Below are 23,142 nucleotides of genomic sequence, written 5' to 3'. Positions count from 1 at the left end.
CTGATCCTTTCGAGCGTAAAGATCTATGCAAGTTATGCTGATAGCCAAATGAGGTGGCTTATGAACACGGAAGAATGGAAGCAGGCTGAAAAGGCTTTATCCAGCATGGAGGTCATGAAGCAGGGAACTAACGATCCGGTGACCATTGAAGGCGAATCGAATGACCTGCACTGCATCGGGATCGGCACAGATGCTGCGGTATTTGTCTATGAACCGCTGCCACACTATGCTTACAAGTTGTACGCGGCAGAAGCGCTTCCCAAAAAGGAAGCCGAAATTCGCGTGTACCGCTCTCTGCAAGGAAGCCCTTATTTCCCTACGTTTTACGGTGCGGGAGAGCGTTATGTGGCGATCAGCCGGGAGAGCGGGATGACATTGTATGATTGTCTACTGTACGGCGTGCCGGTACCGAGGCAAGTCATTGATGATGTGGAGGCAGCACGAAGCTTCGTCAGGGAGAAAGGGCTCAATCCCAGAGATATTCATTTGAAAAATGTGCTGCTGCAAAACGGCCGTGGCAAAGTGCTGGATGTTTCAGAGTATATCCAGAGCGGTAACGACAGGCGATGGGAGCATCTTCTGTGGGCGTACGACAATGTGTATCCGCTCATCGAAGGCAAGAAGCTGCCGCTGTGGGTATTGGAGGCGGTGAAGAACGGGTATTATCGGCTCGATCCGTCCAGCGTTAATCTGCAGGAATTCGCCGAGCGGATCAAAAAGCTGTTTTTCAACCGGTAGCTTGCAGAACGGATGTCCATGTCAATTGAAGAAACCGCGTATGCTGCGCGGTTTCTTTCTTATGTAAATGTGAGAGCTCTTACCCCTGGCGGTGTCCATCGAACGGACATGCCCTAATCAGGTGCACAGCTGGTCCCGTTTGGTTGTCAAAACATGCTCCAATCAAGCTCTCTCGATATAACCTCCAGTAAATGCACGCCAGCTTGGCTGTTTCCCTTGTCGTTAAGCGCGGGGCCGAATACGCCAATGCCGTACTGTCCGGGGACAAGCGCTAAGATGCCGCCGGAGACCCCGCTTTTGGCGGGCAGCCCGACCTGAATGGCGAATTCGCCTGACGCATTGTACATTCCGCATGTCGTCATGAAGGTTTTGGCGATCTGAACGTATCGCCTTGGGATCAGCCGGTTTCCCGTGAGCGGATCGAGACCTCCGCAAGCAAGGACCAGCCCCATGCGGGCCAGGTCGGCGCAATCGGCCTGGATGGAGCAATGCCGGAAGTAGACGTCAAGCACAGCCTCGACATTTCCCGAGAGCACCCCGTTTTGTTTGAGAAAATAAGCAATGGACCTGTTCAGATTGCCGGTTTCGGATTCGGAGCGGTACACTGCCTCATCGCAGCTTAGCTGCCGGTTGCCAGCAAGCACCCGCAGGAAATCGAGGATCCGTCCGTATACCTCTTCCGGGCTGCTGCCCCGGATTAGCGATGAAATCGTGATGGCCCCTGCGTTGATCATCGGATTGAACGGAATGCCCGGGCGAACGAGCTCCAGCTTCAGCATGGAGTTGAAGTTGTCGCCGGTCGGCTCCATGCCGACCTTACGGAACACCTCCTCTTCACCGTTATCCATCAATGCAAGTATCAGCGTAAAGACTTTAGAGATGCTCTGCATCGTGAACTTTTTTCCGCAATCTCCTGCAGTCGCGGATTCGCCGCTTGCATGCAGCAGGCTGACACCGAGGGCATTGTGCGGGGATTTGGACAGTTCGGGAATGTAGGACGCAACTCTTCCGCTTGCGGCGAATGGACGGCTCGCTTCCACCCATTCCGCCAGCCGTTCTCGTATCGTTCCGATGTCATAAGATGGCACGGTCCCATCTCCTTTGGCAAATATATAAAGAATTGGTCATAGCATTCGTTGATGGAAGCCGCTTTATCCCTTCATTATGCATTTCATAGTTTTGGTTCGTGGATTTCTTCCGCTTGAAAAGTATAGCAGCAGCTGCCTGAGTCCATCCTTTAATATATAACGGGCAAGGGGGCTAAGCGAATGAGAAACCTGGAATCTAGGCTGGAGAACATCGAAGGCAGATTCGACGAAATCGATAAATACTTTTGCACCCATCAGTTCTCTTTAGCGGGCAACTGGGATTATAAGCACGGGTATTTGGACAAGCGACTGGATCATGAACGAATGGTATGGCTGCGGATCCCGTTTCATGTCACGAGGGGCAGCCTGGACGGGGAATGCGGCGGGTGCAAGGCCACGGTCAAACTCGGACGTCCCTTTGTGTTCCGTCATATCTACAATACAGGGACGGACAAGCATGCGAGGCCGCGATTGATCGGAGCGTTGTTTGATCAGTTTCAGTCGCCGATTGATCCGGATGCCTCTTTGGATGACCAATGGGTTGAACAAGCCAAGCAAGCACTGCAGGAAGTAGAAGCAGGATATCTTCAATAAACGGGAGAACGCAGCGGCAGGACGTTGATCCTGGCTGGTTCCGATTTGAGAGATAAGTAAGCATCATACCTGAACGATAAAGGCTGCTGATCATCGGCAGCCTTTATTGTGTATGCTAAAAGATACAGCAATAGACCCCCCGGATGTTATCACGATCACGGAAAAAACGATAAACGAAAAGGTTTGCTGCTTGAGGTAGAGGGAACGGAACATGCATAGACTGGATATGAAAGACGATTCAAAGCGTTTTAGCTGCGCGGCAGGCTGGCGTATCCCGGATTTTGGACGATCGCTGATCTTCTGATGACGATTTCGTAACCGATGGAGTTCTTTCACGTATAAAGGAATGAATATGTTCGGACGTTTAACGTATCTAATCCAATTAGAAGCTGAGGTAATGCATCAATGAATGTGGAGCTTACAGATTATGCCGACCTGTGGTATCAGCAAGCAGAGCAGAAAGCTGCCCGGTATTTTGAGACCTTGCATGCACAGGTTACGGATCAAACCTATGTGAACGGTCTGGCAGAAGATATCCGATTGTGGAGCAGGAAGCATATCCGCCGTCAACCGTGGCTGTCCTTTATGAGCCGGGGAACGGGCAAACCTGATTCACGGGATTATCATCGATATATGAGATGGCTGAATTATACTGGGAAATTGAAGGACTACCTGGATCGCAGCGTGTCCTATATTTATATGAGAGATCTTGGCAAAGCGCTGGATTGTCCGAAGACCCAGTCCCGGATCAAACAAGTCGTCAATGGTCTTGAACAGTTTCTGATCCGCTCTGCCGGGACCGGCGGGGGGCAGCAGCCGCCGTTCATAAGCTTGGCTGGCCTGTACCGCTGGGCCCAGAAGGAAGGCGTTGAGAGCGCCGTGATCTGGGTGATGAACAAGCTGAAAAACGTTGCGGGCCATATCCCGGAAGACATGAATCCGGAGCATGCCCAGCGCAAGCTCATCAAAATCATCGTCGGCGTCGTGATGCATGCCATCGAAGAGGTGGAAGAGTCCCCCGGCGAAATATTTCCCGCAGAGCGTGCACGCAGGCTGGATCATGCCATCCGACTCGGCTATTCTTACGGATTGACTTACCCGTATATTGACGATCTTCTCGATTCCGGGGTGCTGAATGATCAGGAGAAGGAGCGTTATTCCCGCATGATCCGGAGCGCGCTGCTTACGGGCACGGTACCGTCGCTTGGAACGTGGAGCGGCACCAATATGAACCTGATCCGCTTTATACACGCCGAGCTTCGCGAAGCCTTTGAATACATTAAAGGACATCAACGGCCGGAATTCAGAATGCTGTTCTTCGAGCAATCCTATGTATTCTTTCATTCCCAGCATCTGGACCGCGTGAAGGATTTATCGAATGCCGATTACACCAATGAAGAGCTTTATTTGCCGATTATTTTGAAATCCTCCTCCTCCCGATTGATTGTTCGTTCGGTATTGAGCGCTCCGGAGGACGAGGGCTTCGACCAGCGTACGTTTTATTACGGAATTTATAACCAGCTGGCCGATGACTTCGCGGATATGTTCGACGATATGAGGAATGGAGCGGTAACGCCGTATACTTATTTCTTGAAATACAGGGAGCAGCGTCCCGATTTAATCAACCCGTACGAATTGTACTGGACGGTCATTGCGCATTTGATTCGAAACGTATACCGTTCGGACGCCATGACGCGCGAGGTGATCCTGGATCGTGCCATCAACGGTCTTAAACGATGCAAAGCGCGGCTCGGTTCAGACCAATATAACGAGATTATGAGCGTGCTCGCCTCCGGGCAGCCGGAGCTCCACCGCCTTATTCAGAGGATGGTCCGAAAAGCGGACGATGTGGATTTTCTCGATAAACTGCTTCGGGACCAGATGGTCACGATACTGAAAAATGAAAGACAGCAGCAGGAAGAGTTCTTCGATACGGTTCAGTCGGTCCGCGAGCAGATTAATAATCAGCTCCGCATCGCAGAGCCGGAGAATCTTCCTCCGATGAAGACCTCGCTGATTGAAGCGGCCAACTACAGCCTGGATGGGGACGGAAAGCGGCTGCGGCCCATCCTGACATGGGTGATGGGCGTGAAGGAATACGGGCTTGATGCCTCAGCGATTATCCCTCTTTTAAAATCACTGGAGTATATGCATACCGCATCCTTGATTTTTGATGATTTGCCATCGCAGGACAATGCGTCCACCCGCCGGGGAAGAGCAACCCTGCATGAGGTGTATGACAGCTCAACAGCCGAGTTAACCGGTCTGTACCTGATCCAGAAGGCGACGGAAGAACAAGCGTCCCTGAGCGGTTTCGATCCCAAGGTCGTCCTCCGCTTGATGCGCTATTCTTCGCAGAAAGCCGGGGAGATGTGCATGGGGCAGGCGATGGACCTTCAATCCAAGGGAGCGGCGCTCACGCTTCAGGAGCTGAACCGGATCTGCTTCTACAAAACCGGCATTGCATTCGAGGCTTCGCTGGTCATGCCGGCGATCCTCGCCCGTGTCAACGAGACGGAGATCTCCGCCTTGAAGCGGTATGCCTACCATGCCGGCATCGCATTTCAAATCAAGGATGATCTGCTTGATGCGGAAGGCGATCAGGTTGTCCTCGGGAAGCCGACGCGTCAAGATGTAGAGAACAATACGTCCACTTTTGTGACCATCCTTGGCATAGAGGGCGCCAAACAAGAAATGTGGGAGCATTATTGCCTGGCGATGGAAGCGTTGGATGAACTTCCCCGTCCGATCGCCTTTCTCACGCATCTCCTGAATTATATGGTGAATCGCGAAAATTAAAAGGACCGCCAACGTGCTCAAGGCTAGTGATTCATCCGGCGATGTCGATCAGGTTTGGCGACAACAATATGCGCTGATGCAAATGGAACCGCGAGCTTCGCGGTTTTCATTTTTTTCATGGGTATTGATCTCGAAGCCTTACATCATGATTTTCCCTCTTGACTTTATAGTCGACTCGAAGGTATATACTCAATCCGACATTCATAGGAGGAAGGTGAGATATTGTTTAAAATCAGCGAATTTTCGAGGCTGAGCCGGATCCCGATCCAGACATTGCGCTATTATGATCAGATCGGGTTATTCAAGCCTGCACGGATCGATAGATCGACCGGGTATCGGTACTACGCCGCCGAGCAGCTTCTGGAGATCAACCGCATTGTCATTTTCAAGGAGCTTGGGTTCACGCTGCAGCAAATGGTTCAGCTGCTTCAAGAAGATATATCCGCGGAACAGATCCGCGGTATGCTGAGGTTGAAAGAAAGTGAGATTCAGCAGCTGTTGGAGAACGAAATGTCCAAGCTATCACGTATTAAAAAACGAATGCAGCTCGTGGAACGAGAGGGAAGGATGGAGATGGAGCAGGAGGCCGTCATCAAGCAGGTTGATGCCCTGCAATTGATTTCGTATGCGTCGTTTGGTACTGCCGAAGAAATTCCACAGCTATTTCAACATTTTGAAAGTCTTCTTGAAGGAAGTATACGTTCTGTCCTGACTGGGCCACAGACGGTGCTTTGGAAGGAAAGCAGCCGTCAAGATGATGAATTCGAGCTGGAGGTCGGCTTTGCCGCCAAACCGGGAACCTACAAGCTTCCTGTCGGTCTTGAACAGCGCTTCATGCCTGCTGAGACGATGGCTACGCTTCTGTTCCGCTCCGATTCTTCTTTCTCGGAAACGGCTTGCGCTGACCTTGCCGCCTGGATCGAACATAACGGCTATCTCATCCGGGAGGATCGGCCTGGAAGGGAAATCTATGTGCCCTTATCGGATGAACCGGGCATGTGCCTGGTCGAGGTTCAAATTCCGATCATCGATCCGGGGGCAGCCGAATGAACAATAAATGGGTCGTGTATTTGCTCGCTTTGGCGGTTTTTCTGATTGGGACAGTTGAGTATATTATCAGCGGCATTATTCAAATGGTGGCTTCCGAACTAAGCGTAGCAACCTCTGCCGCCGGATTGCTTGTCACCGTGTTTGCCCTTTCGGCTGCCATTGGCGCCCCTGTCGTCATTGCGGTTACGATCAATGCAGACCGTAAAAGCGTGCTGCTTACCATGCTCGGCATTTTCATTTTAAGCAGCCTTATGGTTTATGCAAGCCATTCATTTGAGATGATGCTGGTTACCCGCATATTCCAAGGGGTTAGCGGAGGGGTGGCCACCGTCGTTGCGATGGCGGTAGCCACCAGGCTTGCCGGAGAGCAGCATCGAGGGAGAGCCATCGGTATCATATTGATGGGATTGAGCGGTTCCCTGGTGCTTGGCGTACCCGTCGGCACGTTCTTGAGCGAATGGCTGGGCTGGAGAGCACTGTTTATCGTAATCGGTCTCTTGAGCTTGGTCCCGCTGTTCGCCGTTTACCGTAAAGTTCCCTCGATGCGGGAAAGGAGTACCGTCACGCTCGGGATGCAGCTGTCGATTTTGAAGGATAGAAAGATTGCCCTAGCACTCATGATAACCCTGTTGTATATCGGCGCTTACTCTACCTTATTTACGTATATCACGCCTTATTTGCAGGCCAACGCCGAGCTTTCGGCAGCAGAGCTCTCCATCATTCTGTTCGCAGCAGGCATTTGCAGTTTTATCGGCTCGAAAATGGGAGGCGCGATGGCGGATACCAAAGGATCGAAGTTCACCATCTATTTGGGACTTTCCCTACAGGCAGCCATGCTGTTTATGCTCTCGATGGTCAACGGGTGGTTGTCGGGTGTCATTGCAATGATCATGCTATGGATGGTGGCGACATGGGCGACATCACCGGCACAGCAGTTATATCTCGTCACTCGGGTGCCCCGGTCCCCGGATATCGCCCTCAGCGTGAACACGTCCTTTATTCAATTTGGATTTGCATTAGGCTCGGGCATTGGTGGAGTGGTGATGAGTCGCGCATCTGTAGAGGTTCTAGGCTGGGCGGGATTCTTCGTCGTATTGTTGGCATTGCTGCTGGCGATCGGGTTGTTTGCGGGTGGCCGGAAAGCCGGTCGAGAGCGGCTGTCAGAGCCAATGTAAAGGGATCGATGACGAAAACAGCGGTTGAAGTCGACTGCCCGGGCGGGTGTATGATAATTCGAAGGGATGCAAGGTGTGGTCCCTCGAGGCTTGGCGGTTAAAAGCATGAAAAAACCCTCAATAATTAAGAGGGTAAGGAGAGCTTTAGGGGTTAGCTGGAGCTGTATTTTCTGCCTTTGTAGTAGCCGTGCCCACGGTGACCATGCTGATGCTTGAAGTCTGAGGAAGAGGCTTTGCGGCGAGAAAATCCGTGGCTGCTGCTATAGCGTTTGCCGTAGTGTTTTCCTGAGCTGCTGTATCGCTTACCAAGGTGTTTTCCTGAACTGCTGTAACGTTTGCCATAGTGCTGTCCCGAGCTGCCGTAACGCTTCCGTCCATGCGTGCTGGATGCGGAGTGAAGGAGCTTATTGACGATTTTTTTAAACATTCTGTTTGGCCTCCTGTCTTGTTCGAGGTCATTCCATCGTGCTAATCGGATATTATCATAGATTAATCCCCGTATTCAACTTTACCCGGCGTTGTGGAGGTTGAAATGAATCATCGTCATTTATCGGTCATGCCGCTTATTGTTGGATCATATGACGAATAAAGCTCACGCAGCTCATTCATGAAATGCGAGGATCCCTGGTATGGTTCCCGGATCCCAAGCAAGCGTTCAATCATCTGGTGCAACTCAGCGGAAAGAATCAATTCTTCCTGCCAGCTTCGCTCACTTTGATCCGGATCGTCATCAACGTCATAAGCAGAGTACAGCATGAACAGCATAAAATGACCGATATCCGCCAAATCCGAGTTTTCTTCGGCGCTCTTGGCCGGTATAGAGATATCCAAACGGGATTTGCGGGTCCATCGTTGTTTTGGCTTTTGCAGCGGCGGGGGTTCTCCGACTCTCCGTGCGAGGCCAAAGTCGATTAACTGCAGCTCTCCGTTCTTAAACAGCACGTTCGGTATCCGAAGATCGAGATGAATGATTCCTTGATCATGAATGTAGGTCACAATCTCCAGAAGCTGCAGCGTAATTCGCAGGCATTCTTGTTCCGTGTACCGGAAGCCTTGGTCAAAGATTAAATCCTCCAGGGTATCCCCCTCGATATAGGACATCACCAGAAAGTCCTTATTCTTGTACGTAAACAAATCTTTGTATGCCGGAATATGAGGATGTGCTAAGGACTTAAGAAGGGCTGCCTCCCGGCGAAGCAGTTTTTTTGCAAAAGGGCCCTTGCTCGGTCTTGCCTGCTTCACAGCTACGAGCTCCTTGCACTCCAAGTCTTCGCATCGGTAGGTTATTCCGTAGCTTCCTTCGCCAAGCAAGCCTTGGACGGTATATCGGTTTCCGAGTATGGAATCCGCTTCTGCCGGGTAATCCCGCCATGCGGCGATGAAGGAAGCTGCATATGAAAAAAGACGCATTCCAGTTCGTATCTCCCTTAGTATCCATGACATGAGGTGATTGATGATCGATGATCGATCGGATCGCTTACCGTATCATTATAACAGGCACAGGCAGCATTTGCCTCAGGTCCAATCGAACATGTGATATTCAAGACGGTGCGAACTAAAACTGAGCCTCGGCCGAACGATTGATTACTGCTAGTATTAGAGGGAAACCGATTCGGACCGATCATGCGGCTTTGGCATCGCATCGTTCCTGTGAGCAAGGATCTTGATGGCCATTTTTCGTTTCTTACCGGTTTCCAAACCCTCCTGACTCATACAAGAAGCCAGGAGGTTTTTTTATGGTGTGGCTATATTTTAAGGCATAAAGGCTTGCTATAGCTTTTGGCTATAACTAGATATAGCTTAAAACGGTTACTGCCCGCCAGGGGATCCGTGATATCTTACATGTAATCAAATATGTGTGTAAGGGGTGTTACGAGAATGGCAATTAGCAGTATTTTGGGATACCCGCGAATTGGCGCGGACAGGGAATGGAAGAAAGCGCTCGAGGCTTTCTGGTCGGGCAAGTCGGATGAGCCGTCATTTCAGAGCAGATTAGAGGAAATCCGGCTAGGGCACTTGCTCAAGCAGCGGGAAAAGGGGATCGACCTCATTCCGGTAAATGATTTCAGTTATTACGATCACATGCTGGATACAGCCGCCATGTTCGGCATCATTCCCAAGCGCTTCCGATATGAAGGAGGCACGGTTCCTCTCTCCGTATATTATGGAGTTGCCCGTGGCACGAAGGATGCCGCAGCCAGTGAAATGACCAAGTGGTTTAACACGAATTATCATTATATTGTGCCGGAGCTCGAAGGGGCGGTTCCTGTCATCACCGAAAATAAGCCGCTGGCCGCTTATCGCGAAGCGAAGGAGAAGCTCGGGATTGAAGGGAAGCCGGTGATCGTCGGGCCGCTGACCTTCTTGAAGCTGTCAAAGGGCTACGCAGAAAGCGAGACGGACGCTTGGCTTGGCCGCCTGCTGCCATTATATTTACATATTCTTCAGGAGCTCGAACAAGAAGGGGTGAAATGGGTACAGCTGGATGAGCCGATATTGGTTACAAAATTGGAGGATGCGGATAACAAGCGATTAAAGACTGCTTATGAGACAATTGCGGCATCCGTACCCGGACTGAATATTATGCTGCAAACCTATTTTGAATCGGTGGAGAATTACCAAGATATCGTGAGCTTGCCGGTTCAAGGCATCGGTCTTGATTTTGTACATGGCTTGAAAGGCAATATCGCTTCCTTGCGAGCCTTCGGTTTCCCGAAGGATAAAATACTCGGTGCCGGGATCATTGACGGCCGTGGAATCTGGAAAGCCCCGCTTCGTGACAAGCTCGGCCTGCTGCAGGAGCTTACGAATGTGGTAGCGCCCGAAAGGCTCATCGTGCAGACCTCATGCAGCTTGCTTCATGTGCCGGTGACCGCAAAGCGCGAGGCCAAGCTCCCGCCGGAGCTGCAAAATGCCCTGGCATTTGCGGACGAGAAGCTGGACGAGCTCAAGCTTCTGACCAGAGCGTTTTCGTCAGGCGTCGAGTCCATTCGAGATGATCTGACTCAATGCGATCATGATCTTGAAGCCTTGAAGCTGTCCGATGCCCGCAATCGGCAGGACGTGCAGCACGCCGTCCTCGAGCTTCGCTCGAAGAAGCCGCAGCGAAAGCAACCGTTTGAGCAGCGGCACATCGCGCAGCAGAAGAAATGGCGGCTGCCGATTCTGCCTACCACGACGATCGGCAGCTTCCCGCAGTCAGCGGAGGTGCGGAAAGCACGGCAGCAGTGGCGCAAAGGCGAATGGTCCGAGGAGCGTTACGAGGCCTTCATTCGAGAGCAGATCGACATATGGATCAAGCTGCAGGAGGAGATCGGACTGGACGTTCTTGTGCACGGCGAATTCGAGCGTACGGATATGGTCGAATTTTTCGGAGAGAAGCTTGCCGGTTTCGCATTCACACAGTTTGGCTGGGTACAGTCATACGGCTCCCGCTGCGTGAAGCCGCCGATCATATTCGGGGATGTTGCGTTTGAACAACCGATGACGGTCAAGGAGACGAAATATGCTCAATCGCAGACGAAACGTCCGGTGAAGGGCATGCTGACCGGACCGATTACGATTATGAACTGGTCTTTCGTCAGAGAGGATATCCCGCGCGAGCATATCGCGTATCAGCTGGCTTATGCGCTCCGTCAAGAGGTTGAGGAGCTCGAACGAGCCGGAATCGGGATGATTCAGGTCGATGAACCGGCTGTTCGCGAAGGACTTCCTTTGAAGGCGGAGGAGCAGGCCGAATACTTGTCCTGGGCGGTAGCGGCGTTCCGCATGACGACATGCACGGTCCAGGAAACCACGCAAATCCACACCCATATGTGTTATTGCGAGTTCCATGACATGATCGATTCGATTGAAGCGATGGACGCGGACGTCATCTCGATCGAAACGTCGCGCAGCCATGGGGAACTCATCCACAGCTTCGAGGAGAACACTTACAAGCTCGGCATCGGCCTGGGGGTATATGATATCCATAGCCCGCGCGTTCCGAAGGTGGAGGAAATGACCAGTATGATCGAGCGCGCCCTGCGCGTGTTGGATCCGAAGCTGTTCTGGATTAATCCGGATTGCGGCCTGAAAACGAGAGGAATCGAGGAAACGGTCGATTCATTGCGCAACATGGTGGAGGCCACCCGGATCGCCCGCGGCAAGTATACTCTTAAGGTGTGAGCGGAGCGTACAGGTTCTTGATAAAATTTTTTAAAAATTGGATTCCCCAGATCCCGATTTATGTATTATAATCTTATTAAATGCGATGAAGAGATGAGTAAATATTGAATTCTTTGTGCAGAGAGCTCCGGCAGCTGAGAAGGAGTAAAGAATTCCTTATTGAATAAAGCCTCTGAGCAGCACATCGGAACCTAGGTTAAAGTGTGAGTTGAAAAAGTCGGTTTGACGACTTTTTGAACAACCTCATAAAGGGGATGGTGTGACAGGCGCTCCTGTTACAGAGCTAGAGTATATGCATGCAGGAAGCATGCCGTACTCGATGAGGCTGGTATGGCGACATGCCGGCAAATCTGGGGTGGTACCACGAGAACTCAATCTCGTCCCTTTAGACTTCGGTCTTGGGGGTGGGATTTTTTTATTTGTGCCGGCAGGATGGATGGAATCCCTGAAGAAACGTGCACCATTTCAGACGGTTTGAATAGTAATCTAGAGAAAAGCTTACTGCATGAACTCCTTCGCTAACGGAAGCTGGTCCGTGCACCCGAATCAAAGATGCCATTACGAAAGGATTTGAAGTACACATGTCACAAAAACTTAAAGTTGGTATTGTTGGCGGAACAGGAATGGTCGGTCAGCGCTTTATCCAGCTGCTGGATGGCCACCCTTGGTTTCAAGTAACGGTCATTGCAGCAAGCAGCAACTCGGCAGGAAAAACGTATGAGGAATCCGTGCAGGGAAGATGGAAGCTGGCCACTCCGATACCGGAGGATGTGAAGCCGATCGTCGTCCAGGATGCTTCGCAGGTGGAGCAGGTTGCCGATCAGGTGGATTTTGTCTTCTGTGCGGTAGATATGAAGAAAAATGAAATCCAGGCGCTCGAAGAAGCATACGCCAAAACGGGAACGCCTGTCATCTCCAACAATTCGGCTCACCGCTGGACGCCGGACGTGCCGATGGTGATCCCGGAAATTAACCCGGAACATATCGAAGTGATCGCGGCGCAGCGCAAACGGCTGGGAACCTCGACAGGCTTCATCGCCGTGAAGCCGAACTGCTCGATTCAGAGCTATGTGCCAGCGCTCCATGCCCTGCTTGATTACAAGCCGACGCAAGTGGTGGCATCAACGTACCAGGCCATTTCCGGTGCGGGCAAGAACTTTACCGACTGGCCGGAAATGCTCGATAACGTCATCCCGTACATCGGCGGCGAGGAAGAGAAGAGCGAGCAGGAGCCGCTGCGGATTTGGGGACGTGTTGACAACGGGGAGATCGTGAAAGCCGCTTCCCCAATCATTACAACCCAATGTATTCGCGTACCCGTTACTGATGGACATTTGGCTACCGTCTTTGCTTCGTTCGAGAATAAGCCGTCGAAGGATGAAATCATCGACCGCTGGCGGCAATATAAGGGCAGACCGCAGGAGCTCCGCCTGCCAAGCGCCCCGGAGCAGTTCATCACCTATTTCGAAGAGGAGAACAGACCGCAGACGAACCTGGATCGCGATATCGAGCGCGGCATGGGCGTTTCGGTCGGAAGACTGCGTGAGGATACCATCTACGATTATAAATTCGTAGGGCTGTCTCATAACACGCTGCGCGGCGCAGCCGGCGGTGCGGTTCTGATCGCGGAGCTGCTGAAGGCAGAAGGCTATATTGAAGCAAAATAAAAACGGCGGATACCAGAGAACCAGGCGGCGCAAGTATGCCCTGGTTCTTTGTGCTCTTGAGCTAAGTTCTTATGGCCATAGCCTGCTTCCAAGAGAGAATGTCTTTTTACGGAAGGATGCGAAGTGCTGCTTCGGGAGCGAAGCGTTTTGCAACTTGATGTGTGGGCCATTTTCCGCTATCATTACTCGTAATGTTAGATTGCATCGTGCAGCGAAGAGAGCGGCATGCGTTTATTTTTATAGCAGAAGGAGAAGAACATATATGAATTGGACAGAAATCACGACCCAGGATGAATGGAAGAACATATTGGAGAAGTCGGCGGAACGCGGACAAGTTATCCTTAAACACAGCACAACATGTCCCGTGAGCGCGAACGCTTTGAAAGAATATGAGCAATATTTGAAAGATACTCCGAACGCCGATGTGGATTATACACTTGTCAAGGTGATCGAATCCAGACCGGTATCGAATCAGATTGCCGAGGATCTGAATGTAAAGCATGAATCCCCGCAAATTATCTACATCAAAGACAAGGCGAAATACTGGACCGCCTCGCATTGGGCCGTGACGACCGAGCATATCAAAGCGGTTCTGGATTAAGGAACCGAAAGCCGATGGAGCTCCCAATGAAAGAGTTGCATGAGCTGAACTCGGTCAGAGCCATTGATGCATTTATCCATGATCATCCGTTAAGCTTTGTGTATGTTTCCCGGCAGGATTGCAGCGTGTGCCATGCCGTCCTGCCGAAGCTGAGATCGCTGTTAGCGGATTATCCGCAAATTCGATTAGGTTTGGTCGATGCGGAAGTCGCCCGAGATATTGCCTCCGAATTTCTGATATTCTCCGTGCCTGCATTGCTCTTGTTTGTGAATGGCAAGGAGTTGATCAGGGAAGGGCGATTCGTGAAATTTGATTCCTTAAGGACACAGCTCGACAGGATTTATGAGGCGTATGCGATCTGAATGATGGAAGTCGATGAGCGGGAAGCTCATCGACTTTTTTTGGGGCTAGGCCAAAGAGTTAGACCAGTTTTTTCACCCCACCGGGCTCTCTGGGGCGTCTGGTTACTTTAATCAGGAATCTTTGAGGCGTTCCATCCTGATCAAGATTGAATTGTTTTACATAAGCGTATCGGATATAATGTCCGTATCTATGGGAGAGAGGAGGCAACAAACGTGAGATCCGTATTCGTATCTGCTTATCTGGATCAATCCGTAAAAAAATCCGGCGATATGACGCTAACGGGATACGTCTGCCCATTTTGCCGCATTGTTTATGGCTTTGAAGAATACGGTGCCCGGAAGCATGTTGCCTTCGTGACGGACAAATCACGCTGATCATGCGTGATTTCCAGCGAGTCAAACGCTTCACGCAGGGGCACCGATGAGTCGGTGCCTCTTTTTTCGTTGGCTGATGTTTGCCAAGAGAGACCATCGATGCATCTCGTCATGAAATGGAGTGAGAAACCGGTGAAGAAGGCAGTGGACGCAGCCTCCTAAAAAAGAATTTTATTTTTTAGGAGGCGTATAGAATGACTCATGATACGAATACAAAAGCTTTGACTTCAACAATAAGACAGGGCGGAGCAAGGCTCTTTATCGCAACATTCGCGCTATCTGTGCTCGTGGCTGCAATAACGGTTGACATGGTGAACCCAGTGCTGCCGATCTTAATCGATCAATTTGAAACTACTAAAGCAGAGGTCAGCTGGGTGGTCAGCGGCGTTGCGCTTATGCTGGCTTTCGGCGTTCCCCTATACGGGCGGATGTCCGATGTTGTGGAGCTGAAAAAACTGTTTCTGATTGCGGTATGTATTTTAGCGCTAGGAAGTTTGATTTGTGCCCTCGCAAGGGATCTTATCGTACTGGTTGCGGGAAGGATGGTCCAGGGAGCGGGGATGTCAGCCATTCCCGTGTTGTCCATTGTCGCCGTTTCGAAGGTGTTCCCGCCGGGCAAGCGCGGCGGGGTTCTAGGCATCATGGCAGGATGCATCGGCGTGGGAACTGCCGGCGGCCCGATCTTCGGCGGCATGATCGGGCAGACATTGGGCTGGCAATCCCTGTTTTGGATTACGCTTGGTCTGTCCCTGCTCATCATGGTCGGTTCGATGTTTGCGCTGCCGAAGCTGAAGCCATTGCCGGAAGGAGCAGGTGGCCGAAGGTTTGACCTGCTCGGCGGCGTGCTGCTGGGGCTTTCCGCAGGTATGCTTCTGCTAGGCGTCACACTTAGAGAGAGCTCCGGGTTCGGTTCCTTAGCGTCATTAAGCACGTTTGCCTGCTCGCTGTTAGCCTTGGCCGGTTTTATCCGGAGAATTACCATCGTAGACAACCCGTTCGTTCCTCCGGCATTGTTTGCAAACCGGTATTACGTCTGTTCCATCCTGGTTTCTGTCTTTTCAATGTTCGCTTATTTTGCAGTGCTCGTGTTCGTGCCGCTCCTAGTCGCAGAATCGAACGGGCTTACGCCGGGGGAAGCGGGGCTGGTCCTGCTGCCGGGAGGGGCAGCAGTTGCGCTCCTGTCCCCTTGGATCGGTCGGATATCGGATCGGGTGGGGACGAAACGACTGATCCTTGCCGGTGTCAGCTTGATGGGCGTCTCCACATTATTCTTGTCAACGTATGCGGCAGGATCTCCTCCAGCGATCGTATCCGTGGGTGTTCTCGGAGCAGGGATCGCATTCGCGCTGACCAATTCTCCGGCTAACAGCGCTGCGGTCAGTTCGTTGTCTAAAGAGGAGGTGGGCGTTGGAATCGGCATATACCAAGGTGCGCTGTATCTTGGTGCAGGAACGGGGGCAGGCATTATCGGGGCGGTGCTCTCTTCTCGCCGTACTGCCGGCGATCCGCTCAATCCCTTCTACACGCTGAGTGCCATACCTTATTCCGACGCATTTCTGGTAACGAGTGCAGCCCTGATCGTTGCACTCATCGCCGGATTGGGATTGCGAAACGACAGCATAAAATAGCCCGCGGCAATAACGGATGGATAGCTGCTGAAAACGGATAATTGCTTCTAATGAAGCTTTAGACCATCATCCTGATCCAAATAGGATGATGGTTTTTTCATGTTTATATCGGTGGCTCATGCTTAAAGCGCGATCAGCTCTTCTTCCTGTAATAGGAAGGGGGAACGTTCTCTAGCTTGCGGAATGCCCGGCTGAAGGCGTAAATGCTTTGAAAACCGAGCATTTCGGCGATATGGGAGAGCGGCAGGTCGGTAAATTGGATCATCTGCTTGGCTTTCTCCAGTCGGACGGTCACATGGTATTGAATCGGGGTCATGCCATAAGCCTGTTTGAACAGGCGGCATAAGTAAAATTTGCTGAGATTGGCGAGTCTGGCGAGCTCGTCCAGCGTAATTTCGTGGTCCGTATGATGGCTGAGATATTGCTTGACGCGGTCAAGCAGCTCCTGCTTCGATTGCAGGTGCGGGTTTCGGTGCCAATGCACCTCGCGCAGCAGCTGAATCCACAGCTGAATGAATAAACCTTTGGCGGCAATGTCGTGGTACGGAAATTTTCGCTCCTGCTCGTGAATGATATCAAACAGGAGCTTCTCAATAATGATCGGCTGATGAAGCCGGATGTGATTGGGCAGCGGCAGATCAAGCAGCGGGGTTAGATCCTCGCGAAAGCTTCTCCGTTCTTCCTGGGTCATCGCCTTCAGAGGTTTGAAGGATACTTTGACTTCAGGGCTGTCGGGCTGATAGAACAAGTCGAAGTGAATATGCGGCTGGCGAAGGCGTTTGCCGTTAAGAAGCCGAATGGAATGCGGCTGCTTCGGCTTGAACAGGAAAAGGTCTCCAGGGATTCCGTGAAACGTTTGTTCCTCCACAGTAACCTCGACCTCGCCTTCCTTGACGTACATCAGCTCGTAATCATAGAGAACACGCTCCGGGATGATGAAAGGCGGTTCCACGATACTATCCCAAGCTACGCGTATGTAGGGTGAAAGCATGTTCATATCCATAATGAAACCTCCTGTGGCCAATATGCATAGGATCCCAAACGGGCAGGCGAAATAATGAGCAATTTTGGTTAAAAAATTGACTTGATCGGATCTGTCATGCAATCGCGGAATATTTTAAACTCGGTACAAAGTCAACTATATCATAAGTTTGCATTGTCGAAATCATTAGCAATAGAACGCTTACAAATGGAGGGTGAACAAGCATGTCAGCATTCAACGGCCTGGATATGGGTCTGGGAAGTTTGCCGCGCTTATCTAAAGCGGTCACACGTTCAATCAGCCCGGAAAACTTCACTGGAGAAAAAGGGAAAGGAGCGATGGCGACGGAAGGAACCGGGGCAGCATGTGCCCGCGATCTGGGCCAAGGCTGGAAGGTATCGCCATCCGTATCCATTCCGGCAGGAACCACCTTTGTGTTGGCCGACATCACCGGTCCGGGAGCGATCCAGCATATGTGGATGACCACGTTTCCAGGCCATTGGCGGAATTTAATTTTACGCTTTTACTGGGATCATGAAGAGGCTCCATCCGTTGAGGTGCCTATTGGCGATTTCTTCTGTAATGGCTGGTGTGAGCGCAGCAATGTGAATTCCATGCCGATCTCCGTAAATCCGGCAGGAGGAATGAACAGTTACTGGCTGATGCCGTTCCGCCGTAACGCGCGATTGACCGTGGAGAATCGGGCGACAGAGGATGTCATCCTGTATTATCAGATTAATTACACGTTGACTGAGGTGCCCGAGGACACCGCCTATTTCCATGCTGCATGGAACCGAAGCAATCCCGTGAAATATAAGGACGTTCATACGATTATCGACGGAATTCAAGGAAGAGGACACTATGTCGGCACTTATTTGGCGTGGCAGGTGAACAATACCGGCTGGTGGGGCGAAGGTGAGGTTAAGTTTTACATGGACGGCGATGGCGAATTTCCGACCATCTGTGGAACCGGAACGGAGGATTATTTCGGCGGGGCCTGGAATTTCGAGCATCCGACCGGCGAATACGGTACCTTCTCGACGCCGTTCTTGGGACTGCCGCAGATCATTAAACCGGATGGCTTGTATCGCAGTCAGCAGCGCTTCGGCATGTACCGCTGGCATATCATGGATCCGATCCGGTTTGAGGAGGATTTGCGGGTGACGGTTCAGGCTCTCGGATGGCGCTCGGGTGGAAGGTATTTGCCGCTGCAGGACGATATTGCGTCCGTTGCGTATTGGTACCAGGCCGAGCCGCATGCGACATTCCGTGCTCTGCCGGATAAAGATCACCTGGAAGTGATCTGACAAGGGCAGCATGATCATGTCACCGTAACCGAGAAATGCTTTGAACAAACACATAGCGTGTAATAGACGGGATGGGGTGCGGCTTACATAGCCGCGCCTTTTGTCTGTGCTCTTTTTAGTGAATCGGGTTAAAATTGTTGAAATTCAGCTATATTAATGGTATAAATGGATTGAATCCATTTATCCATTGAACGGGGAGCATCGATGAAGGAGGAGGCGTCTGGTATGTGTCCGATACTATCCCGAGAGCATTATTTTCTGCAGGTGATCAATGAGCTGAATCAGCATAGCGTGGAGAGCGGAAGCTTGGAGGAGAGACTCCGGGATATGCTGCTGGAATTGGCCGAATCGGTTCGGGACGGAAAGCGGCTCGGCATGGATACGCTCCATCGCTTGAATAAGCTCTTCGAGCAATATCAGGCCATACGGCTGAAGGTGAGCTTAGTTCCAAGGGCGGCTTCACTGTTTGCTGGTGAAACAGACGAGCATACCAGTGATACCGGTGAAGAAGGACAGCAGCTGCTGCTGCACTCGGAGTTCTTGGATGGACCGGATCAGTTGAGACGAAAATACATGGAGTCGATCATCAGCCTGCTTGAGGCTATGGAGAAGAGCACGCTTGCGCTGCAGACCTGTGTACAATGCGATCGCTGGTTCATTCCCTATCGCAGGGCCCAGGTCACTAAGTTTTGCGGCTCGGCTTGCCGCAACCGTTATCATTATGAACGCACTAAAATGGGCAGCCGAAGGCTGATATAGGAGGAAACCGATCATGATCACACTAAAATCGAATAGGGAAATCCAATCCATGCACGAAGCGGGCAAGCTGCTCGCCGCATGCCATCGCGAAGTCGCGAAGTTAATTAAGCCCGGCATCTCAACCTCGGCCATCGACCGTTTTGTTGAAACCTATTTAAAGAAGCACGGGGCTGTTCCGGAACAGATCGGATATAACGGTTACCAGTATGCAACATGCGCGTCGGTAAACGATGAAATCTGCCACGGGTATCCCCGGAAGGAGCCGCTTGCAAACGGGGATATCGTTACGATCGATTTCGTCGTCAATTTGAACGGCAGCTTGGCGGATTCGGCCTGGACTTATGCGGTCGGCGACGTTTCCGAAGAGGCGAAGGGACTGATGGACGTAACCCTCGAATGCCTCTACAAAGGAATTGAGCAAGCTCAGATCGGAAACCGGATCGGTGATATCGGCCATGCGATTCAGACGTATGCCGAAGCTCGGGGATACGGGGTTGTCCGCGAGTTCACCGGTCACGGCATTGGGCCGCGGATCCATGAAGAACCTCAAATCCCTCATTTTGGATCTCCGGGAAAAGGGCTGCGTTTAAAGGAAGGCATGGTCATTACAATCGAGCCGATGATTAATGTGGGGGTATGGGAAAGCAAGATGGATGCAAACGGCTGGACCGCAAGGACGGCGGATGGAAAGCTATCCGCGCAATATGAACATACCATTGCCATCACAAAGGACGGACCGCTCATATTGACGATGCAATAATGCCAGGTGTTGGAAGCAAAGGCTTCGGGTTGATTCCCGGGCCTTTTTTGCGTCTTCGGTAAGTCTATGAATTTGATATAATGAGGAAAAACATTCGGAGGACATATCCATGAAACCAGTCCTATTTATGAATGGAAAAATATGGACGAGGCAGTCCCCCACAGCTGCGGATGCCGTATTTGTGGAGGATGGCGTCATTCGCGCCATTGGCAGCGCGGCCGATCTGCGGCTTCAGCTGGCAGGTAAAGACTATCGCATAGTGGATTGGGAAGGTGCCTGGGTGCTTCCGGGCCTTGTCGATGCCCATATGCATCTAGGCATGCATGGATTGAAGCTTGGCATGCTCGACTTTACGGAAGTGACAAGCAAAGACGAAATGCTGGATATGCTGAGGAAACGTGCTGAGGTAACGCCGCCGGGAGATTGGATTCTGGGGCTGAATTGGAACGAGAACAGCTTCCGGGAAGGCACGGTGCCTCATCGGCTGGAGCTGGATGAAATCTCGACGGTACATCCGATCTTTTTAACGAGGACCTGTTTTCATGCTTATTTGGGCAATTCGGCAGCATTTCGCCAAGCAGGCATTCCCGAAGGGGCTCCGGATCCGGAATCCGGAGCCTTCGGCAGGGATCCGAGCGGACAGATGAATGGATGGATCTATGAAAATGCATCGATTCCTTTTTTTGACGTTCAGCCGCAGCCCGAGGCTGCAGCTTTGAAACACGCACTACATGAAGCTTGCCGGGATGCGCTCCGTCTTGGCCTCACGGCTGCGCACACGGAAGACCTGCGGCTTCTCGGCAGTGCGGACGACATGCTTCGCATCCATCGGGAGCTAAGAGAGATGGGATTGCATTTTCGCACCCATCAGCTCATGTATCATGCGTTTCTGGCAGAAATAGAGGATCTTCAATTGAAGGCTGGCAGCGGAGACGAATGGAATCGCATCGGTGCAATCAAGCTGTTCGTCGATGGAGCCGTCGGCGGAAGAACGGCATTGTTAATGGAACCGTATGACGATGCCCCGCATACCTGCGGGCTCGCAATGCATTCGCCGGAAGAGCTTGCACATATTGTCCGAAGCGCGCGCAAGCTGGGTTATCCGGTGGCCTTCCATGCGATCGGTGACGCTGCTGCCGAACGCATGGCAGAAGTGCTGGAAGCCAACCCGCTTCGGATGGATGCTAAGCTTCCGGACCGTTTCATACATGCCCAGATTGTTCAGCCGCCTACAGTTGAGCGGATAATGAAGCTCCGTCTGGCCGTCGATCTGCAGCCAAGGTTCGTTGCCAGCGACTTCCCTTGGGTGCTTGAACGGGTCGGCTCCAATCGGACAAACTATCTGTATGCATGGAAGAAATGGCTGCGAAGCGGGCTGCCTTGCTCGGGCGGGAGCGATTCGCCGATTGAACCGTTGGATCCGTTTCTTGGCATTCATGCCGCCGTTACAAGACGAAAGCCGGGTGAGCGGCATGAGGGCTACATCCCGGAAGAAAAGCTTAGCGTAACCGAGGCCGTGGAGCTGTTCACCACGGGCAGTGCAGCAGCGGCGGGTGAAGCAGGGGAGAGAGGGAGCATCGAGGTCGGGAAATATGCTGATTTCACCGTCGTTGACCGAATGATACATAATGATATGGATCCGGATGATCTGCTAAAGATCAAGGTGTGTATGACGGTTGTGAATGGCGAAATAGGGTATATGGCCTAGGACATGCCGGTTCGCAGAGCGCTTAGTTTATTAACTAAGGGATGATCCAGGTCGAACTGGGGCAGCTCCGGCTGTCTCTTTGATCCGGATCTGATCGAATGTTTATGAAATCTCTGCTCGCTGGTCGAGCAGAGATTTTTTCTATGAAAAAGCTTCTTAAATTGACGAAGCTACTTATTCGGACTATCAACGGGGGAATACCGTTGAAGCTCGTCCCAAGCGGGTGTGGCCATGTTCGCCCGTTTCTTCAATTGATTGAAGGCATGCTGTAAAGCGGTCGTCTCGTTTGCCGATACGGCCTTATCGCTTAACAGGATTCCGCTAATCGGGGTTGACAGCATTATCTTTAACAGGAAGTAAAACAGCTTTCTTTGTTTGCGGGCGAATTGCTTTTGAGCGGCGGGAGTAACCGTATAACCGTTCTTCTCCAACACTTGATGTCCCTCATCTACAGCATCGATCACGAGATGAAGGAGCTTCTTGTCTTTTGCGGCTCTCCGCAGATGGCCGTTATAGGAAGAAGTTATGAAATTCAGGGGCAAGATGAACACAAAATGACTTTTCAGCCATTCATCCATATCTTTCTGATAAGACCACTTAAATTTGGTGTTAACCAAAGCCTGGTCGATTACCGAACGCCAAGACAGGTCCTGGCCTAAACCTCCGATGTTGATTTTGGTTCTTGGGCTGCGGACACTTATGACAAGACCATTCTCTCTCCAGCCAGCGATCGACTGAAAAGCGAATGCAACCTTTTTTGGTACCGGACTATGGGTTTGCAAATACTCCTCCATTGGCCCTGGACTTGCATTGTTGCCCATCAAGACGATATGGCGGCTGTGGTTTGCTGCAAGCGCAGGCAATACCGACTCGAAATCCGGGTATTTCATCACGACAAAAATCAGGTCATAAACATCGTCCGGCTGGAGTTCGCGGATGACCCGTACGTTATGTACCGTGGTCCGAAATTGTAAATAGTGCCGGATGACATTGCCGTTCTTCTCCAACTCATCCGCCCGTCGTCCTCTGGCCAGCATCGTGACCTTGTGTCCTCCGCGCTCCAGCTCGTGGGCTAAATAACTGCCCAGCACGCCTGCGCCGTAAACTAATATTTGCATCGCGGATCCTCCTTTAGCGTCCTCTCCCATCGTCATGTCGGATTGGACGGATGATTGAGTTGAATCATTTGATCCAACCCGTGTTTGCTTATGCGCTTATTTGTTTCAACAAAGTTTTTAAATAATCGTTATGAAATTTAAAAATTAACAGCTTGATTCTATATGGACATCAACCAGGATGTCAAGAAGTTTTTAAATATTACCGATTAAATTTAAAAATTATTCGATTTATGTTAAAATACCTGAAGTGATGAAATTTGGAAG

At 51.4% G+C, this 23,142-nt stretch carries 20 protein-coding genes and 1 other annotated feature; of the genes, 15 read left to right on the top strand and 5 right to left on the bottom strand.

The features are described 5' to 3' along the window. The first annotated feature begins 60 nt into the window (after positions 1-60). Positions 61-738: a serine/threonine protein kinase gene (locus NST44_RS23060; RefSeq protein WP_251535178.1), complete on the top strand. Its 678-nt coding sequence runs from the start codon at positions 61-63 to the stop codon at positions 736-738. A 146-nt stretch (positions 739-884) separates the two neighbouring features. Here NST44_RS23060 and glsA read toward each other — a convergent pair whose 3' ends face one another. Further along, positions 885-1,826 (bottom strand): glutaminase A, encoded by a 942-nt coding sequence (glsA, locus tag NST44_RS23055; RefSeq protein ID WP_213613865.1) that lies wholly within the window; start codon positions 1,824-1,826, stop codon positions 885-887. Positions 1,827-2,006: 180 nt separating this feature from the next. On the opposite strand from glsA, the gene NST44_RS23050 reads away from it, so the two are divergent. The 4 genes from NST44_RS23050 to NST44_RS23035 all read left to right on the top strand — a co-directional run bounded on the left by NST44_RS23050 (position 2,007) and on the right by NST44_RS23035 (position 7,444). Then, positions 2,007-2,420, top strand: a complete 414-nt coding sequence (locus NST44_RS23050) for a YugN-like family protein (protein WP_007130292.1) — start codon at positions 2,007-2,009, stop codon at positions 2,418-2,420. Positions 2,421-2,825: 405 nt separating this feature from the next. Beyond that, positions 2,826-5,219 (top strand): polyprenyl synthetase family protein, encoded by a 2,394-nt coding sequence (locus tag NST44_RS23045; RefSeq protein ID WP_213613867.1) that lies wholly within the window; start codon positions 2,826-2,828, stop codon positions 5,217-5,219. A 222-nt stretch (positions 5,220-5,441) separates the two neighbouring features. After that, the gene (locus NST44_RS23040) at positions 5,442-6,269 is read left to right on the top strand and encodes a MerR family transcriptional regulator (protein WP_251535176.1); all 828 of its coding nucleotides are present in this window, start codon (positions 5,442-5,444) and stop codon (positions 6,267-6,269) included. Continuing rightward, positions 6,266-7,444 carry an MFS transporter gene (locus tag NST44_RS23035; protein WP_251535174.1) on the top strand — a complete coding sequence of 393 codons (1,179 nt, stop codon included), beginning with the start codon at positions 6,266-6,268 and terminating at the stop codon, positions 7,442-7,444. The genes NST44_RS23040 and NST44_RS23035 overlap by 4 nt, the downstream gene beginning before the upstream one ends. Before the next feature lie 151 nt (positions 7,445-7,595). On the opposite strand, the gene NST44_RS23030 is transcribed toward NST44_RS23035, so the two are convergent. Together NST44_RS23030 and NST44_RS23025 are read right to left on the bottom strand one after the other, a co-directional pair. Beyond that, a complete protein-coding gene (locus NST44_RS23030; protein WP_007130288.1) occupies positions 7,596-7,871 on the bottom strand; it encodes a hypothetical protein in 276 nt (91 codons plus the stop codon). A 116-nt stretch (positions 7,872-7,987) separates the two neighbouring features. After that, positions 7,988-8,854, bottom strand: a complete 867-nt coding sequence (locus NST44_RS23025; RefSeq protein ID WP_213613875.1) for a serine/threonine protein kinase — start codon at positions 8,852-8,854, stop codon at positions 7,988-7,990. Between the two features lie 468 nt (positions 8,855-9,322). Between NST44_RS23025 and metE the strand changes: the two genes are divergently transcribed. The 6 genes from metE (at position 9,323) to NST44_RS22995 (ending at position 16,244) form a co-directional block, all read left to right on the top strand. After that, positions 9,323-11,611: a 5-methyltetrahydropteroyltriglutamate--homocysteine S-methyltransferase gene (gene metE, locus NST44_RS23020; protein WP_251535171.1), complete on the top strand. Its 2,289-nt coding sequence runs from the start codon at positions 9,323-9,325 to the stop codon at positions 11,609-11,611. A 76-nt stretch (positions 11,612-11,687) separates the two neighbouring features. Next, positions 11,688-11,999: a binding site (T-box leader), on the top strand. A gap of 193 nt (positions 12,000-12,192) precedes the next feature. Beyond that, positions 12,193-13,278: an aspartate-semialdehyde dehydrogenase gene (gene asd, locus NST44_RS23015; RefSeq protein WP_340900684.1), complete on the top strand. Its 1,086-nt coding sequence runs from the start codon at positions 12,193-12,195 to the stop codon at positions 13,276-13,278. A gap of 262 nt (positions 13,279-13,540) precedes the next feature. Next, on the top strand, positions 13,541-13,879 hold the full coding sequence (gene ytxJ, locus NST44_RS23010) for a bacillithiol system redox-active protein YtxJ (RefSeq protein WP_007130284.1): 339 nt from the start codon (positions 13,541-13,543) through the stop codon (positions 13,877-13,879). A 26-nt stretch (positions 13,880-13,905) separates the two neighbouring features. Next, positions 13,906-14,241 carry a thioredoxin family protein gene (locus NST44_RS23005; RefSeq protein ID WP_213613877.1) on the top strand — a complete coding sequence of 112 codons (336 nt, stop codon included), beginning with the start codon at positions 13,906-13,908 and terminating at the stop codon, positions 14,239-14,241. A 213-nt stretch (positions 14,242-14,454) separates the two neighbouring features. Continuing rightward, the gene (locus NST44_RS23000) at positions 14,455-14,616 is read left to right on the top strand and encodes a hypothetical protein (RefSeq protein ID WP_007130282.1); all 162 of its coding nucleotides are present in this window, start codon (positions 14,455-14,457) and stop codon (positions 14,614-14,616) included. Between the two features lie 194 nt (positions 14,617-14,810). Continuing rightward, positions 14,811-16,244, top strand: a complete 1,434-nt coding sequence (locus tag NST44_RS22995; RefSeq protein WP_028404541.1) for an MFS transporter — start codon at positions 14,811-14,813, stop codon at positions 16,242-16,244. Between the two features lie 133 nt (positions 16,245-16,377). Here the strand turns inward: NST44_RS22995 and NST44_RS22990 are convergent, their stop codons facing one another. Further along, a complete protein-coding gene (locus NST44_RS22990; RefSeq protein WP_007128373.1) occupies positions 16,378-17,247 on the bottom strand; it encodes a helix-turn-helix transcriptional regulator in 870 nt (289 codons plus the stop codon). A 203-nt stretch (positions 17,248-17,450) separates the two neighbouring features. Here NST44_RS22990 and NST44_RS22985 point away from each other — a divergent pair, with 203 nt between their 5' ends. The 4 genes from NST44_RS22985 (at position 17,451) to NST44_RS22970 (ending at position 21,760) form a co-directional block, all read left to right on the top strand. Further along, entirely contained in the window at positions 17,451-18,533 is a 1,083-nt protein-coding gene (locus NST44_RS22985; RefSeq protein WP_007128372.1) for a glycoside hydrolase family 172 protein, read from the top strand. Between the two features lie 225 nt (positions 18,534-18,758). After that, the gene (locus NST44_RS22980) at positions 18,759-19,292 is read left to right on the top strand and encodes a hypothetical protein (RefSeq protein ID WP_210095296.1); all 534 of its coding nucleotides are present in this window, start codon (positions 18,759-18,761) and stop codon (positions 19,290-19,292) included. Between the two features lie 13 nt (positions 19,293-19,305). Further along, a complete protein-coding gene (gene map / locus NST44_RS22975) occupies positions 19,306-20,052 on the top strand; it encodes a type I methionyl aminopeptidase (protein WP_007128370.1) in 747 nt (248 codons plus the stop codon). Positions 20,053-20,161: 109 nt separating this feature from the next. Continuing rightward, a complete protein-coding gene (locus NST44_RS22970; protein ID WP_210095297.1) occupies positions 20,162-21,760 on the top strand; it encodes an amidohydrolase in 1,599 nt (532 codons plus the stop codon). A gap of 170 nt (positions 21,761-21,930) precedes the next feature. Here NST44_RS22970 and NST44_RS22965 read toward each other — a convergent pair whose 3' ends face one another. Beyond that, the gene (locus NST44_RS22965) at positions 21,931-22,878 is read right to left on the bottom strand and encodes a ketopantoate reductase family protein (RefSeq protein WP_210095298.1); all 948 of its coding nucleotides are present in this window, start codon (positions 22,876-22,878) and stop codon (positions 21,931-21,933) included. Between the last annotated feature and the right edge of the window lie 264 nt (positions 22,879-23,142).

Source organism: Paenibacillus sp. FSL W8-0919 (assembly GCF_038003785.1).
GTDB classification, from domain to species: domain Bacteria; phylum Bacillota; class Bacilli; order Paenibacillales; family Paenibacillaceae; genus Paenibacillus_AQ; species Paenibacillus_AQ lactis.
The sequence above is the reverse complement of the archived record's forward strand: the minus strand, read 5'-3'. Positions and strand labels throughout refer to the sequence as shown.